Source organism: Flagellimonas pacifica (genome assembly GCF_900215465.1).
GTDB classification, from domain to species: domain Bacteria; phylum Bacteroidota; class Bacteroidia; order Flavobacteriales; family Flavobacteriaceae; genus Flagellimonas; species Flagellimonas pacifica.
Map to the genome: position 1 here is coordinate 322,867 of NZ_OBEH01000004.1, position 17,113 is coordinate 339,979.

General features: G+C 37.9%; 15 protein-coding genes. 1 reads left to right on the top strand and 14 read right to left on the bottom strand.

Features of this window, described 5'->3' with window-relative positions:
* Positions 1–8: 8 nt before the first annotated feature.
* From CRO15_RS14060 to cyoE, 9 genes are all read right to left on the bottom strand, one after another.
* Positions 9–1,253 (bottom strand): ABC transporter permease, encoded by a 1,245-nt coding sequence (locus tag CRO15_RS14060; protein WP_097046471.1) that lies wholly within the window; start codon positions 1,251–1,253, stop codon positions 9–11.
* A gap of 116 nt (positions 1,254–1,369) precedes the next feature.
* Positions 1,370–1,582, bottom strand: coding sequence for a hypothetical protein (locus tag CRO15_RS14065; RefSeq protein ID WP_097046472.1), 213 nt, complete (start codon positions 1,580–1,582; stop codon positions 1,370–1,372).
* Positions 1,583–1,592: 10 nt separating this feature from the next.
* Entirely contained in the window at positions 1,593–2,129 is a 537-nt protein-coding gene (locus tag CRO15_RS14070) for a DUF420 domain-containing protein (RefSeq protein WP_097046473.1), read from the bottom strand.
* Positions 2,126–2,872: an SCO family protein gene (locus CRO15_RS14075; RefSeq protein WP_097046474.1), complete on the bottom strand. Its 747-nt coding sequence runs from the start codon at positions 2,870–2,872 to the stop codon at positions 2,126–2,128. Before CRO15_RS14075 ends, CRO15_RS14070 begins: the two co-directional genes overlap by 4 nt.
* Entirely contained in the window at positions 2,853–3,491 is a 639-nt protein-coding gene (locus CRO15_RS14080) for a hypothetical protein (protein WP_097046645.1), read from the bottom strand. Before CRO15_RS14080 ends, CRO15_RS14075 begins: the two co-directional genes overlap by 20 nt.
* A gap of 174 nt (positions 3,492–3,665) precedes the next feature.
* Positions 3,666–4,049 (bottom strand): cytochrome C oxidase subunit IV family protein, encoded by a 384-nt coding sequence (locus CRO15_RS14085; RefSeq protein ID WP_097046475.1) that lies wholly within the window; start codon positions 4,047–4,049, stop codon positions 3,666–3,668.
* Between the two features lie 48 nt (positions 4,050–4,097).
* Positions 4,098–5,072 (bottom strand): cytochrome c oxidase subunit 3, encoded by a 975-nt coding sequence (locus CRO15_RS14090; protein WP_097046476.1) that lies wholly within the window; start codon positions 5,070–5,072, stop codon positions 4,098–4,100.
* 92 nt (positions 5,073–5,164) lie between these two features.
* Positions 5,165–5,746, bottom strand: a complete 582-nt coding sequence (locus CRO15_RS14095) for a cytochrome c oxidase subunit 3 (RefSeq protein ID WP_097046477.1) — start codon at positions 5,744–5,746, stop codon at positions 5,165–5,167.
* Positions 5,747–5,752: 6 nt separating this feature from the next.
* Entirely contained in the window at positions 5,753–6,655 is a 903-nt protein-coding gene (gene cyoE, locus CRO15_RS14100) for a heme o synthase (protein ID WP_097046478.1), read from the bottom strand.
* A 125-nt stretch (positions 6,656–6,780) separates the two neighbouring features.
* Between cyoE and CRO15_RS14105 the strand changes: the two genes are divergently transcribed.
* Positions 6,781–7,668, top strand: a complete 888-nt coding sequence (locus CRO15_RS14105; RefSeq protein ID WP_097046479.1) for an MBL fold metallo-hydrolase — start codon at positions 6,781–6,783, stop codon at positions 7,666–7,668.
* A gap of 84 nt (positions 7,669–7,752) precedes the next feature.
* Here CRO15_RS14105 and CRO15_RS14110 read toward each other — a convergent pair whose 3' ends face one another.
* From CRO15_RS14110 to ruvA, 5 genes are all read right to left on the bottom strand, one after another.
* Entirely contained in the window at positions 7,753–8,457 is a 705-nt protein-coding gene (locus CRO15_RS14110) for an energy transducer TonB (protein ID WP_097046480.1), read from the bottom strand.
* A gap of 52 nt (positions 8,458–8,509) precedes the next feature.
* Entirely contained in the window at positions 8,510–8,911 is a 402-nt protein-coding gene (locus tag CRO15_RS14115) for a VanZ family protein (protein WP_165769959.1), read from the bottom strand.
* Complete coding sequence (gene gcvH / locus CRO15_RS14120; protein ID WP_097046482.1) at positions 8,904–9,284, bottom strand: glycine cleavage system protein GcvH; 381 nt, start codon at positions 9,282–9,284, stop codon at positions 8,904–8,906. The genes CRO15_RS14115 and gcvH overlap by 8 nt, the downstream gene beginning before the upstream one ends.
* 112 nt (positions 9,285–9,396) lie before the next feature.
* Complete coding sequence (gene sov, locus CRO15_RS14125; RefSeq protein WP_097046483.1) at positions 9,397–16,518, bottom strand: T9SS outer membrane translocon Sov/SprA; 7,122 nt, start codon at positions 16,516–16,518, stop codon at positions 9,397–9,399.
* A gap of 5 nt (positions 16,519–16,523) precedes the next feature.
* A complete protein-coding gene (gene ruvA, locus CRO15_RS14130) occupies positions 16,524–17,105 on the bottom strand; it encodes a Holliday junction branch migration protein RuvA (RefSeq protein WP_097046484.1) in 582 nt (193 codons plus the stop codon).
* Positions 17,106–17,113: the final 8 nt, after the last annotated feature.

Below are 17,113 nucleotides of genomic sequence, written 5' to 3' on the forward strand. Positions count from 1 at the left end.
ATATTTGTTTATTCATCTCTTAGCGATTCTATAACTTGAACTTTAGCCGCCCTCCATGCAGGCACAAAACCAGCTAGGGTTCCTGCCAAAATCAACACCACTACTGTGGTAAATGCAACTTGAAAATTCACAGAGGGATTCAGAACATAATCAACTTCTATATGGGGGCCAACCAATTCCAGTAGTCCCATACTAAAAATTAGTCCTGTAAAACCAGAGATTGCGGTAACAAAAATGGATTCATGCATAATCATTCCCACAATGGACCACGGTTTTGCCCCTAAGGCTTTTCTTATTCCTATTTCCCTGGTACGCTCCTTTACCACAATAAGCATGATATTACTCACTCCAACCACTCCAGCTATAATGGTACAGATTCCCACAAACCAGAAAAACAGTTTTATATTTCCTGTTAGTCCATAGTATCGTTTGGCCTCTTCCATGGCACTCCAAACTTCCATAGCTCCATTGTCATTCGGTGCTACGGTATGTGCCTGTTGAAGATATGTTCTAAGGTTATTTTTAAAGTTTACTGCTTGTGCAACTGCCTGGTCAAAATTTTCAACAGGTGGAAGTGTATAGGAAAGACTATTCAATCTATCTCCACCATTAAAAACACGTTGAGCTGTTGTAATAGGTATATAAATCCTTTCCTCTTCACGATCTTCCATTTCACTAAAGACCCCAACAATCTTAAAGGGTATTCCAGAAATATCTATAAACTCACCTAACGGTGTATCAACTTTATTGAAAACATCTTTTTTAATCTTCTTTCCAATAATGGCCACTTTTCCAGTAGAGGTTTCATCTTGATAATTTATAAAACGACCTTCTATCATTTTTGGGCCTTCAATAAATTGAAATTCAGCTCCTACACCTTGAATACTGTAGACAAGTGCTTCTTTTCCGTAGTTTACAGTTATACCACGTACAAATATTCGAGGAGATTCATATTCAACGGTTTCCTTGAACATGGAACTGGCAGTTTCAAAATTATCATTGTTGAATTGTATGCGTCTTCCCGGGTTCAACCCCTTAAACTCTTTTGAGGTTACCCCTGGCCAAGCCCAAACACTGGTAGTCGCATCTTGTTTAAACTCATGCTCAATACCATTTTGCATTCCCTGCCCAAAGCCCAACAAAATAACAAGTATGAAAATACCAGAGGCCACGGAAAGCCCCGTTAAAAAAGTGCGTAATTTGTTCTTCCGGATGGTGTCAAATATTTCCTGCCATCTTTCAATGTCGAACATAGTGGTTGGTGTTTGATGATTGATGAAATACGTTAACGTACTTCTAATGAGACATAAGCTACACCAGATTGTTACACTTTTATGTTAAAAAAAATGTTAAAACTTAAGAAATACCTTTAACCGCGCATTTTTTTGTAAACAAAATAAAACAGCCCCCCAACCAATATGTAAGGTATAGCCATTAAATAGACAATTCCGTTGTTTATACCTTCAGCCGTTTTTCCATCGGCTTCACTTTCTACCACAGCACGACACATAGCGCATTGGGCATCGGCCATCTGAGGAAATGCTATAAAAATTAAAAGAAGTATAAACAGCTTTGTTCTCACTTTCTTGGGTTCAATATTGATAGTACGGGGAAATCATTAGATATACAATAACCCCAGTAACGGCAACATACAACCAAATAGGAAAAGTATACTTAGCCCACTTTCTATGTGCTTTATAATTTTCCAGATAGCCTTTTGAAAAGGTAATCAACACCAAGGGAATAACCGCTACTGAAAGTAGGATATGTGTAAGCAAAATAAAATAATATAGATACCGTACCGTTCCTTCACCCCCGAAAGGAGTACTTTGGGATGTCATATGATATGCCACATACATGATTAAAAAAAGAGCGGAAAAAACAATACAAGTAGTCATCAATCTTTGATGGAGTTTCTTCTTTCCATTTTTAATGGCCCATACCGCCACAATAAGAAAAATGGCCGTTAACCCGTTTATCGAGGCATAGATCGGAGGTAAAAACTTTAATGGTTTTGCATTAGGTATCTTGTACATAAATAACAATACCACTAGCAATGGTACAACGATAGATACTGCTACCACCCATTTTTTAAATTGCTTTTCACTTGCGGAAAGTACTTCCTTCATTTTTCCAACAATAATTTTTTAATATCTTCTTTTAACATGGTAATCTGTTGTGGTTCTCCCTCAGAGTTTACACCTTGTTTTTCCGTGATAGTTCCTCTATAATAGATCAATGGATTTCCATTTTCATCATATCTTGAGCGTATATAGCCATTTTTATCCACCAAAGCGAACATTCCAGAATGTTCAAATCCTCCTGGGGCATCTTCCACCTCGCTAGCTACTATGTAAAAACCTTCTTGTGCCAGTTTGTAGATTTCACCTTGATCACCTGTCATTAAATGCCAATCCGGATCGGTAATTCCATAGCGTTCAGTATACTTTTTCAACACAGTTGGTGTATCATACCTTGGGTTTATAGTGAACGAGGCAACACCAAAATTCTCAAACTCAGTAAACGTATTCTGTAACTCCACCAAATTTTTGGTCATAATTGGGCAAATGGTAGGACAGGTGGTGAAGAAAAATTCAACAACATATACCTTTCCCAAATAATCTTCATTTGAGATCAACAAACTATCCTGATCCAAAAAAGAGAATGGAGGTACTTTCCTTTTTTGCCCGTTGGCCAATATAAAGGATAGATCGTTGATTGACGAAGCTCCTGTTAACCTATCATCCTCAACCACTGTTCCTTCCTTAAGTCTTTTGGTGATTTCATAAACTGCAAAGATTCCAAAAACCAGAATAATGGTCGACACCCAAACATAGGTATATTTTCTCTTGCTACTTGCTCCTGTCGGCATTGTTTTTCTTTAAAGCGAGACGATATTCTGCTAGGATAATTTTTACATCGTCTTCCATTTTGTTATTAAGGTCCGCTACTGAAGTTGAATTGAAACCATATTTCATGCCCTCATCTTCATCATCCGTACGTCCTCTAAGATTAAGGTCCTTATCTATGATAAAAACATATGGGGTCCCTAAATTCTCATCCAAAGCTTTATCTGTTTTTAGTTGTTGAAAAAAGGATTTTACCTCTGAGTCTTCTACAAAAACAAAATACCATTTTTCAATATCAGATAGAGTTCCCAATTCAGCTTTTAATGATGTTACTTTCTCTTTATTACCATTTCCCTTGGGAACAATCATTACTATTTGAAAATCTTTAAACTTTCCAAATCGTTTGTAAATTTTTTGGTTGAGATTAAACGCATTTCCCTTTTTGAATTCAACTTCGTTACCCAAAAATCCCAAAATGGTAATTTTCCCATCAAGGCTTACATTGGTATCAAAACGTTCCAGATTGGAAATATTTTCGGTGAGAACCGGTAACCTTCCAAAATTATTTACACCTGAGGCAAAAAACAGATAGGCCACTAAGGGGAAGATGAACAAAACAACTAAAACAAAGGCCTTTTTCATGTGCTCATTTTTATCGTTTTTCAAAAGTCCCATGTAACCTTTGATGGACAAAAAATAATCATTCTCCTATATGTTTAATGATATTTTTGACCATGTCGGTTTCATTTTAATCTTACTATTGCAAAAATAAAAAAGACGGTTTAAAAACCGCCTTTTATACTTGTTAATACTTTATTAGAAGTTCCATGCTAGGAATCCATCTTTGAATACATTGTAGATATAATCCGCTTCAAAAAGCAAAATGAATATCAGGTAGCAAATCAAAAATACTGGCGTCCAGACTATTGCTCTGCGCAAAGAACTCTTTTCATCTCTTAAGTGCATAAAATCCCAAGCAATATAATAGGCCTTTACTAAGGTCAAGATGATGAAAATCCAATTCAGGAGCTTCATTCCGATAAAATAGTTCTTGGTCAGGAATTCTGGCTTATATATTCCAAGAATAACCTCTACAGCGGTAACCAAGGAAAGAAATGCCAATACTCCCCAAATTTTTTGCACATTGGATTTAAATTTCCAAAGTCCTCTAAAAATTTCCAGTTTATGTTCGTGTGCCATTTATCAGTTATGTTTGACTTCCATTTTTATGGAAGTGAAATTTAAAATTTATACCAAATAGAAGAATGTGAATACAAATACCCATACTAAATCAACAAAGTGCCAATAGAGTCCTACTTTCTCCACCATTTCATAATGTCCCCTACGCTCATAGGTACCAATAATGATATTGAAGAAGATAATGATATTGATCAATACTCCTGAGAATACATGAAAACCGTGGAATCCTGTAATAAAAAAGAAAAAGTCTGCAAAAAGTCGGCTACCATATTCATTACGGATAAGGTTTGCCCCTTCTACCACAAGTGCCGCATCTTTAAGCTTGGCCAAAGATTCTTGACGGGACAACAAAGTCTTCTCTCCCTCTTCATTTATGGTCTCAGTTCGAATCAAAATATTTGGAGTGGCCTTAAATCCTTCAACCACCTCATTTAAAGAAAAGGATGTTTTATAACCTTCTTTTTCAAACCAAACTCCTTCACTACTCAAATGCTTTACTCTGTCTTCTGGCAAAGTTGTGGAAAAATCGGCCAAAGCGGCACGTTTTCCTGTCTCGGCATTTACAAACTGAAGTATTCTTCCTCCTTTTGTCTCTATAGCTCCATAGTCTCCTTTAATAAACGTTGCCCATTCCCATGCTTGGGAACCAACAAAAATAGCACCACCAATTATAGTAGCGAACATATACCATATAACCCTGTTCTTCTTCATTTTATGTCCTGCATCCACAGCTAACACCATGGTAACCGAAGACATAATCAAAATAAAGGTCATAAACGCAACATAGATCATTGGATAGTTGCCGTGGAAAAAAGGAACGTGTGTAAATACCTCATCGGCTATAGGCCAAGTTTCAATAAACTTGAACCTTGAAAAGCCATAAGACACCAAGAACCCAGAGAAGGTCAAAGCATCCGAGACAATAAAAAACCACATCATCATTTTTCCATAGCTAGCATTTAGGGGCCTATTTCCGCCTCCCCAAACACTTTCTTCTGTACCGGTAGTCACCGTTGTATTCATAAAAAAGGACGTTTTAATAAAACTTTCACAAAAATACACCTTTTGGTGTATTGGAAAAGACAAAGTTTAATGAAAACTTTTTCTTCAAAAATTTATTTCACGAAATACATAAATAGTATTAGATACACCCAAAGAAAATCCAAAAAATGCCAAAAAGTGGCACCTAATTCAATTCCCAAAGTATTCCCAGGCTCGTATTTTTTTCTAAGCTGCTGTATCAAAACCACTAATAGTGAAATTAACCCCGCCACCACATGAACAATATGCACGGCTGCAATCAAAAACACATAGGACATTTTTATACTACTGGTAGGGCCGGTAAAATAGTATCCGTTCTCCAGCATTTGTGAAAATCCCATGAATTGCAAAACAATAAAGGAAATGCCCAAAACCAATGTAATCAACAAAAAAATGGTTCCTTGCTTTTGATTATTTTTTTTGACCGCTTGTTTGGCCATGAAATATGTTAAGCTGCTCAAAATAATGATGGCCGTGCTAACAAAGAATGCCTGCGGAAGTTCCAAGTCACTAATCCAATCTTCTCGCTTACTACTAACAATATAAGCGCTCGTCCAACCTGCAAAGCCCATGATCAGGCTCACAATACCAAACCACAGCATCATCTTTTTAGCCCGTTTGTTCTTCTCTTCAATATCTATTTGGGTCAAATCCATTTTTTATCAACTAATAAATTTATCTACAACATATATTATCTGAATCAACGAGATATAAGTGACACTGGCCAACATCAATTTTCTTGCCGATGGGTTGTCCCGCTTTTCATATAATTTAAATCCAAAAAAGAGCATTCCCAATCCTGCCAATAACACAATTATTGCAGCTGGAATGGATAAATGCAACCTTCCTGTAAACCCAAAAGCCGGCATAACAGAGATTACGATCATCCATATGGTATAAAGTATAATCTGAAATGCAGTTCCTGCATCTTTTCGTCCGGTTGGCAACATTTTAAACCCGCCCTTTTTATAATCTTCATCCAACATCCACCCCAAAGCCCAAAAATGTGGGAATTGCCAAAAAAACTGAATCATGAACAAGGTTCCAGGTTCTATACCAAAATCGTTAGTTGCAGCCACCCAGCCCAACATGAACGGTATGGCCCCGGGAAAGGCTCCAACAAATACAGCAAGTGGTGTTTTTGTCTTTAATGGGGTATACACACTGGTATAAAGAAATATGGAAATAGCTCCGAACATTGCCGTTTTTGGGCTCAATATGTACAATGACACTATCCCTAAAATGGTTAAAACTATAGCTATCGCCATTGCAGTAGCCACCGACATTCTTCCAGATGGAATAGGGCGGTTTTTAGTGCGGTTCATAAGGGCATCCAAATCCTTTTCTATAACTTGATTAAAGGCATTGGAAGCGCCAACCATGCAATATCCACCAAAACCGAGTAAAAAAAGAGAGCTTAAATCAATTTGATAAGCCCCTAAAAAATATCCGGCAATTGATGAAAAAACCACACTAACAGCCAATTTGGCTTTGGTGATTTCCTTAAAATCTGTAAAAATCAAGGACAAGGATGTACTTTTTACGGAACCTATGGCAGATTTCATCCACGTTTATATTGGCTGGCAAAGATAACGCCGTCATATTTCTTTTCCAACCTATTGAAGGTCTTTATGTTATTTTTGAACAAACGATACGTCTTACAGTTACATAAACTTATAAAAGCAACAGCATGCGTTACATTCTCATTTTTACACTTCTATTTGCCACTTTTGTCCAAAGTCAAGAACAAGAAGTAGTTATTTCTATTGACACGCTGTCCCAAAAAGTATATATGCTTACCGGAAGAGGTGGTAATATTGGTATATATATTGGAGAAGAAAAGGTGTTTATGATCGATGACCAATTTGCACCTTTGAGCAATAAAATAAAAGTTGCCATAAAAACATTGACCAACAAACCCATTACCTATTTGGTAAATACACATATGCATGGGGATCATACGGGAGGCAATGTAAACTTTAACACTGAAACCACAACCTTAGTAGCACAGGATAATGTTAGAAAACGATTGATGCAAAAAGGCCTTGCAAATGTAAAAGCCAACAAATTGAGCCAGCAAGATTATGAAAAAACACTCCCGGAGATAACGTATTCAGAAGATCTTACTTTTTATGATGGTGATGAGACCATAATGGCATTTCATGTACACAATGCTCATACCGATGGAGACACCATGATTTATTTTGTCAATGAAAATATACTGCATATGGGTGACACCTACTTTTCTGGACGCTATCCTTACATTGATTTAAATAGCGGAGGCAGCTTGAATGGATACATTGCAGCTCATAAAAAAGCATTGTTGGTGATTGATGAAAATACCAAAATAATCCCAGGGCATGGAAGGCCCTCCAAAAAAAGTGAATTGGAAACTTATGTGATCATGCTTGAAGATATTAGGGCGAGCATACAACAAGAGATTAACGGCAAAAAGTCTTTGGACCAAGTTAAGAATAACTCAGGTTTAACTGTCAAATATGATACCACGCATGGTAATGGTTATATCAATCCTGAGAAAATGCGGGAGCAGGTGTACAAAAGCTTAACAAAAAAGTGATCAATACAACAGTAGAAGAATAAAAAAAGCCCTGACGTTTCCATCAGGGCTTTTTCATTCCTGCCTCAACAGGAAGTATATATTTTATTGTAGTTTAAACGTAATAGGAATACTAAAAGGTACTTTTACTGCTCTTCCCCTTTGCTTACCCGGGGTCATCTTTGGAAGTTTGCTAATAATTCTCATTGCTTCCTTCTCTAAATTTTTGTCTGGCCCACGCATTCTAATATTCCCAATACTACCATCCTTTTGGATAACAAAAACTACACTAACCCTACCTTGAACACCCATTTCCTGAGCAATTTCAGGGTAACGGAAGTTTTTACGTATGTGCTTTTGCATCATTTCTTGGAAACATTGCTTTTTGTTACTTGATTTTTCACAACCAGGGAATACAGGCACATCTTCAATCACGGCAAAAGGAACTGAAATATCTTCTTCAACTTCCTCTACCTCCACTTCTTCAACTTCCATAACCTCTTCTTCCTGGCTGGTTTCAGTTGATTCAATTACAGTTTCTTCAACTTCCTCTTCATCTTCAACAACCTCTATAACTTCTGGTGCAGCTGGTGGCGGTGGCGGTGGCGGTGTTTTAATCTGCTCAGTCATCGGCACTTCTTCATCCAACTGATCTTCAACGTTCATTGAAATATCATAATCGTTGGACTTATCATATTTTTTCCACTCCATAGCTCCATAAACCAACCCCAAAACAGCGGCCAACCCTATTACAAAATAGAGCGTACTGTTTTTACCTACATCTGCTTTTGGATTCTTTTTTAGTTCCATCGTTTTGATTTTAGTGTTTGCTAATTTAATTATTAATTGATTAAATAAACAATTAAAATTTCCATTTTAACGGCCTTTCTTTAGAAAAATACCATTTAATTAAGCCAACTCCTACAAATGCCCCAAAAGTATTGGCAATAACATCGCCAAATTCTGCCATGCGATTTGTAGTAAGTGTATGTTGTAGTACCTCAATAAGCATACCATAAAAAACAGCAACAAAAACCATCAAGTTGATAGCTTTGTTAAGCCCTAAATTCCCTTTAGTGCGTTCTCGCAAAAACAGACATCCTAAAATGGCAAACATGGCATAAAAAGAAAAATGGGTAATCTTATCGGCATAAGGAATATTCACCCTACCTGTATCCAAATCTGAAAATGAAAATAAGCTGAGCACTGTAACAAACAGTACCCAGCTTATAAATAATAAGGTAAATATATAGTTTTTAAGCACCAATCAATGCCTTGTAATCTTCATCGCTCATCAAACCTTCAACTTCAGAGGTATCACTCATTTTGATTTTGATCATCCAACCTTCACCATAAGGGTCCGTATTCACTTTTTCTGGTTCATCTTCCAAAGCTTCATTGAATTCAATGATTTCACCACTTAACGGCAAAAACAAATCTGAAACAGTTTTTACTGCTTCTACTGTGCCAAACACCTCTTCTTTGTCCAAAGTTTCATCCAAAGTTTCCACTTCCACATATACAATATCTCCCAATTCGCCTTGGGCAAAATCCGTGATTCCAACTGTGGCTACATCACCATCAATTTTAATCCATTCATGGTCTTTAGTGTATTTTAGTTCCGCTGGTATATTCATTATTGTTTTTTGTTTTAGTAAAGTGACAAATGTAATGGATTGGATTTTGCTTTTCAAGCAAATTTTACAAGAAAATAATTGGCAATAAAAACTTTAAGTTACCCCATTGGAGTTAATTCCCAAAATTATACCTAATGGTGAAACCGGTATTGATTGTGGTTTGAGGGAAGGCTGTGGATACGGCAAACTGAGAAAATGAATGGTCATAAAAGAAAAGGGCATTTAAACTTTTACTAAGGGCATAATCTGCCGTGAACTTGACTGACATTAATTTTTGACCTGATGTTATTTGATTATTATCAATATCAAGATTGCGGATAATGGTAATGTTATCTCTCAGAGACACATCCGCTTTTAAGTTAAGATCTCCTTTCAATCGAGTTTTCTGCCCTCCAATATTGGTTACAAACTTCACATCCTTAAAACGATATCCTAATCCCAAGGTATATTCTTTTCCATTGATTTCCGTAAGCAGGTTATTATCAAAACTTAAGGACATTGTTCTATCTGTTCGCACCTCAGCCAAAAAACTAAAGGAATTCTTCATTTCAAAATCCATCCGCATTAACGGATTGAACTCATCATTAAGTACTACGTTATTGATAATGTTCTCTGGAAGGAAATCTCCAGTTTCTGGATCAGTAGCTGTGTTCTGACGCTCTAAGTTTGTTTGAAAAGAGTTAATACTGTATGCTGCACGGTACCCATGACTTAAAGAGAAACGTTTGAATTTCTTTTTAAACCATCTGTTTTTCATCAACCCGGTATACTTAACAGTCCAGTTGGGAATAGGTATCTCACGAAAGGCATCTAAATTGACCCTGTTCACGTCCTGACCTGTATAAGCAGCGAAGAACGCTGGCAACAACACTTCTTGCTGGGTCTTTCCATATCTCTCCGGGAATCCATCTTCATCCGGAGTCCCAGGGCTTTGCCCTCTATCCGAAACCAATCTGTTGGCTATGGTAATCCTGTTCTCCTTGAATTTTTCAAAAGTTTCTGAATTAAACTCGTCGCTTTTACTAAAAACGGTTCCTATCATCATTGTTGAGATACTGAAAGTACCAAATGTATTCCCTAGTAAATTCTCATATTCAAATTGCCCACTGCCTACATCATTAACGCGGAAATTTTCTTGATAACTATCCGACATCAAACGGTCAGCAGAAAGATCGATTGTTAAGTGCTGAGTTGGTTGGGCCGTAGCCGTAATATTCAATTGCTTTCTTGAATTCTGCATGTATTGCGAATTGAATTCTGGGAAAGTTGTCAACCAACCATTCCTTGCAGCTTCAAAACGAACATCTGCCTGACTTCCAAAGACAAAACCAAGATTTGGACGCGTAGTTCCAATAAACCCTATAGATTGGGTATAACCTGGCAAAACTTTTCCACTGTTCTCATTATAAGTTACATTAACCCGCTTTACCATGGTCAAAACATCAACCAAAGTATTAAAAGCTTTGCTTGTTTTTTTAGGTGAATTTTGATCTTCAGCTCCGGAAGCAGGGTTTCCAGCCTTGTCCCTTCTCACCTGAACTTGATTTGCAGTTACTTTACCGCTTCGCTTTTTCAATCCTAAAAAGTCATAAAAACGTTGCATGGTCAAATTAGCCGTGATACTATGGGTATTGGCATTTTGAACAGTATTAATGCTTTCTCCTGCAACTTCAATGAGTGCATCGCCGCCACGTTGCCAATCAAAATTACTGGTGTACGTATAATTTGCATCAATAAAGTTTAAAAATGGAAATTTATCAAAAGGCAATTTATAACCTATTTCCATTTCCTGATGATGGCGATTGGGTTCACCCACGTCAAAGAATCCATCCCAAAGATCCAACGCTTTGTCAATTCCTGAATCGGGATCATCATCCACATTGAAATAATTACGGACAATATTATTATTGGTAGCTGTCAACCTCAACCGTAACGATTTGGAAATACTATAATTTAATGCATATTGCCAATTGAACAGGTAATTGCGCTGTTGCAGTAAAGGCAGCTCCAAGGCTTCTACTCCAGGCTCCAATACATCTCTAAACCTTTGCTGGTTGAATGACCTGTTGTAGTTGGCATTTACAGATAAACTTGTGGGCAACACATTAAAATTGAGTTCTTTGAGCCATCGCCAATACTTACTCATAAAAAGCGAGTCTTTTTTAGCAAAAGGAGCAACCGGGGCTGGCTTAAAATTGTGATTATACACAAAACCCGTATTCACATTTTGATCGCGAAGGTTAGCCACTTCAAAATCCCGATGGTTTGTTTCATTATAGGAATAGTTAAAGGTGAAATTCTCTACATCAAAGAAGTTCTCTTTCGCTTCCTCTCCTCTATTTTTTCTTACTCCAATAAGATTGATGCTTGTTCTTTTGGTATAATCCTCGGCCTGTTTTTTAATGGTTTCTGCATCTTCTGAAGTTGCCGCTGCAGCAATCCGGTCGTCCAATTTTAAATCGTCATACACAGGATCAAATTCCGGAGTGATCAAACTCTCTGAGATTCCATAATTGAATGGAATCTGAATTCCCCATTTTTCGGGCAACAACTGACCTACATTAACATTGGTGACCACGTCATATGAAATAGCATCTTCCCTTGAACGCTCATTGGGCATTTGATCAATAGACCCAAAACCTGAAGTGCTACGACTTCCAGTTGCCGTTACATTTGCAAAATCAGCCATATTTGCATCCATAGCTGCTATGGCTGCCCAGCCTCCGTTATTGTCCAGTCCAGCTAAGCGAAGCTCATTAAACCAAACTTCTCCTCTTGCTGGCAGGTCATCAATATTTTTAATTCCCACCATCATTCCGCGTATGCTCCCCAAAGAAGGGTTACCTCGAATTCCAATACGAAGCCTACCCAAGGTTCTCGGAGCAAATTCGTCTACAAGGACCGCTTCACCGTCCACAATTTCATAATAGTTGATTTGGTTCAGTGTCTGCTCTGCTATTCCCTTGGATTTTACTTTGTTTAAATCACTTAAAGCAACATCTATCTGGTTTACATCTGGCCAAATCTCATCTGCCGAAGTAACATTGAAGGATGTTAATTGTAAGGGAAGTTCTATTTGGTAAAAATTTTCTGAAAAATCTGTTCCAATTCTAAGAAACCCAACCAAAGGAGTATCACTATCGGAATAATCACCATTCATTATTTTTTCAGCATGCATAAACATTTTAATACGTTCATACTGTCGCACATCAATATTTACATTTTTGAAAACGCCACGAGCATCTTGTGGTTCCAAATTCTCAACCACAAAAGAAAGTGATTGTTCATTCTGCCTGATAATGGTGTTGTTGTTATTGAGCTGTTCCCTAATTACTCCAGGAGGCAAAACATAAGGAATAGGTTGCCTACCAAAATTCTCTTCTATATTTACAGTATTCACATCGGTCACTGTACCATCATCTAAAGGATCGTTGTCCACATCTGGTTGTAAAGAGTTGGTATATGTTCTCCAATCCCCTCTTACCAAATCCAAGGTAGCAAAACGAAGCACTACGTCATCGGAAAATCCGGTCAGGTACATCCGCATGAAGCTTATGGAGCGAAAATCAGTTATTCCTCCAACAGCATCGGTAAAATCACTCAATGGAATCTTATATTGAATCCACCTTCTGTTCAACTGGCCACCGTTGGGAAGTGTTGGCGTAAGACCTTCACGAATATCCGTCACATATTGATCATTTATAGTGGTATTTGGTTTTATCTGAATTCGATATTCAAAATAACTATTGACCGTGTTCATGGTCAAGTCACGATCAATATCCTCCACATCTGGCAATGTGGTAGACCCTCTATTGGTATTGCTTACAGCTACAGGCGAGTTACCATCTGGATTATTAAAGTCCTGATACCGTTCCAAAATACTTCCCTCTCTATTCAGGTAATATTGGTAGTTATCCAATGCGGGATCTTCACTTGGGCCATTATAAATTGTTTGTTCGTTGGCATCATCCAAGCCGTCCAATCCAACATCTTGCAGAGCCCTGTTTCCTTCATCTGCATCAAAGGCATAAACCAATGACTGGGTTGAAGGTACCTGACCCCAAATTGTAGGTCTTGGTGTTTCATTATTTGTACTTGCCGGCAGACCATTTTCATATTGCTTGCGACCATCCCTTAATATATCCTCAGAGATATTCCCCAAATTAAATACAAGTTCACCTGCATTAGCACCATTGGTTTGGCCATCTACATATGGATCTAAAACCCAAAATTGCACAAACTCAACATTAGATTGCTCAAAATTGGTACTGCTCAGTGGGCGCATGATCCCAGCCCATTTATCTTCTGAAGTTTCCGTTGCAAAACTTGGATTTGCATTATAAGGTCCCTTTTGGTTGGGATAATAGACCATGTCCAACGTTCCTTGAACCTGCGTTTGTCCCTGCGCAATATCCGTTTCCGTAAATACTTCATTTATAAATACCCTACGAGTAGAGTTCAACGAGACATCATTATCCGATAATCCTGACGGTCTTTGGTTAGTATAAAAAATGGGATCTATGGTATACCATGCCATTTTTGCCCTTTCATAACCCACACTAATATCTGTTCTATCATCCAAAAATTCAACTGGCGGACTAGCCAAAGACCATCCCAAAGATGAACGGATATCTATCAAAGCCTGCGCTCCTTCAAAATCATCCAAATAGGTAGTAGTCTCACCCTGAAAATCTGCATTTTTGGGTGAGTTTGGCTTTAAAAAGGCCACTTCTCCACGTAAAGACAGGTTAGATGGCACGTCTGTATCTATATTTGGAAGCTTGTTCGCCAATCTTGTCAAGAAAGGAATCTCCGTACTAAAATTTCCGTTAAGCCCAAAAATGGTATTATTCACCGGCTCAACCCCAAAGTTTGATTTTTGTGTAAGCGGTCTTTCATTCAGGTTCAATAAAGTTCCTCCAAGTACAAAATTTTCATTGAATTTGTGTTCAACATTTATCCCTGTGAACCTTCTTGTTTGCTGCCCAAAAACAGCGTTGTTCTCTACCGAGATATTAATCGGGGTATTGGATGCCGCCAAACTAGGGTCCAAAATTTGTACCGTTCCAGCTTGGTAGTTCACCGTATAATCTATTCCTTCTTGCAATTGTCTTCCTCCAGCCGTTACTCTAACTGACCCTCTTGGCACATTAAATGCTCCAATTGGGATACCATTGTTTCCTTGGGATTTGTAACGTCCTTTTATTTGGAATCGGTTTTTTTCTGCATCTTGTAAAGAGGCAGCTTTAGTTTTGGCGTACATGTTTCGAAATACGTAACGCTGTTGATTGGCATTGTATCCTGCATCATTTTCCACGTCATAGGTTCCTCCTCCTAATTGTTCAAACAGAAATTTCCCAAAGGGTTCCACTTTTGTAAAAATGATTCGTCCAGATTGAGCATCTACCGTAATTCCAGGAACATAATCAAAGAAACCATCGCCACCGGGTTGTACATCATTGTAGATATTCAATCTATCCAGATTGAATACATCCAAAAGAATACGCTCTTCCAAACCTGTAGGCCAACCAATATTGGGATCAACCGGGGATATATAGTTTCTAGGAGTCGGGTCAGAATAAAGAATGTTCAGTTTAAAATCTTCTTGGCTCAATTGGAATGCACCTGTAGCATAAATATTTTTCATCATCAAATCCCAGATAGGATCTTCTACATTGGTGATGTTACTTTTTAGTAATTTCAAGATCAGGGTATTGTTTTCAATAATTGGGTTTACACCTCCTGACACTGTAGTTGCATCAACCCCTCCATTGGCAAATTCTCCTACTTGAAAAACCTCTCCATTTACGGTATACTGGAATGCCACACCTAAAACCTCGTCATTGCTCAATCGTTGATTCAAGGAAATATAGCCTAATTGGGGGTCGAACTGATAATCCCTTTGTTGTTCCAATTTTCTGGCGTTTTCCAGAATGGCATAATCAAAGCCTTGATTGACGGTATATCCTGGAACATTAAAACCTTGCTCTACCGTAGCTATATCTCTAATGGATTCTGTCAATGCACCAGTCCCAATTTGACCGGGATCAAAATTGTTGGCCCTGTTTTGAGGAAAGCCGGAAGCTATTGCCGCAGCATCAAAAAATCCGGCGGGGGCTCCTCCATTTATTCCAATTCGGGTTTTATTCTCCAATGCCTCACCCAAATCCTGAATGGCCACCACATTTCGCACATTCAAGGTCTGTTGGTTTCGGTTGGTAACCCAAACTTCCAACCTTGTTATCTGTACTTGACTTTGTATAAATGGATAATTTGTTAATGCGCGATCATAATTATCCCTAAAGTATTGGGCCAAGAAAAAGTGTTTATCCTCATCATAATCTAAAGCGGTCAATGCAAATTCATTAAGAGTACCTCCGCCTTGGGCCACAACGGTATTGTTTTGAGAACGTTGTTCCGAAAACACTGCCGTCACAGTTGTCTTTCCAAACTGCAATTGTGTCTTTACCCCAAAAAGGCTTTGTGCCCCGGTAATAAGAGAGCTGTTCAACGGCATGTTTACATTACCAATTTCAATCTTTCGTAGAATATCGTCTTCTGTTGGGGTATAATCCAACTTTACCAAATTCTGAAAATCAAAAGTGGCTTCAGTATCATAATTCGCTGTTACCTGAAGTCGTTCACCCACCTTTCCCAATAAACTCAAACTGATTCGTTGGTCAAAATCAAAAGACAGATTGGTTCGATTTCTAGGAGAGAGAGCTGGATTATCATTTTTTTGCCATAAAACCCCCAAGTCCATGGCCACAGAACCTTGTGGAATTACTTCTATGGTATTTCCGCCAAAAATTGATTCAAAAAAGTTGCTGTTCACATAAAAATTGGGCAATAAATTCTTTCGAGCTTCTTCACTTCCTGCTTTCTTTCCAGTAAAAGCATCTATTTTTTCCTTGAAATAGGATTTCATTTGCTCCTTGCGAACGAGTTCAAAATATTGTTCTGGGGTAAGTACAATGGGGTAATTTACATCAAAATCACCAACGCTTTCTGTATAGATATATCTATCAATTTTTGCGTCATATGTGTATTTTGCTATGATGCTATCAGGATTCTCCAATATCAACTTACCAAGCGCAACACCTGTTTTCACAGAATCTTGAGCTTGCTCATTGGTTTCTTGCCCCACCAAGGAGGTGGCCATCAGAAAGCATATAAAAAAGAAAAAATGCTTAAATCTTATCGATTTAAGTATTGATTTTGCCCCTCTTTTCAAACTAGTTACAAATTTTTCAGCGCCTGTTTAATAATGTTCTCAACGCTTAGTGAAGGATCATTGGATAACACCTTGTCCACAACCTTTTCTGATTGTCTCCGGACAAAACCAAGAACCTCTAAAGCAGATAACGCTTCTTCTTTGCTAGTATTGTTTGATTGGTAGGAAACTTCGCCCATATCGTAGACTTTTAAAATCTTGTCTTTCAAGTCCAATATAACACGTTGCGCCGTCTTGGCTCCTATTCCCTTGATTGCCTGTATAGAAGGGACATCACCATTAGCAATTGCATCCCTAACTTGAATGGGAGACAGTGAAGATAACATGGTACGGGCAGTGCTAGATCCTATTCCAGAAACCGAAATGAGCAGTCTAAATATTTCCCGTTCCGTTTTTTCAACAAAACCAAACAAGGTATGCGAATCTTCTTTTACTTGTAAATGGGTAAAAAGTAGAACATTCTCCTCATCCTTTAATTGTGAATATGTGTGCAGTGAAATATTCAAAAAATATCCAACTCCATTGCATTCGATGATAACATAGGTTGGGTTCTTTTCTACTAATTTTCCTTTTAGGTGGGTAATCATATCTACTT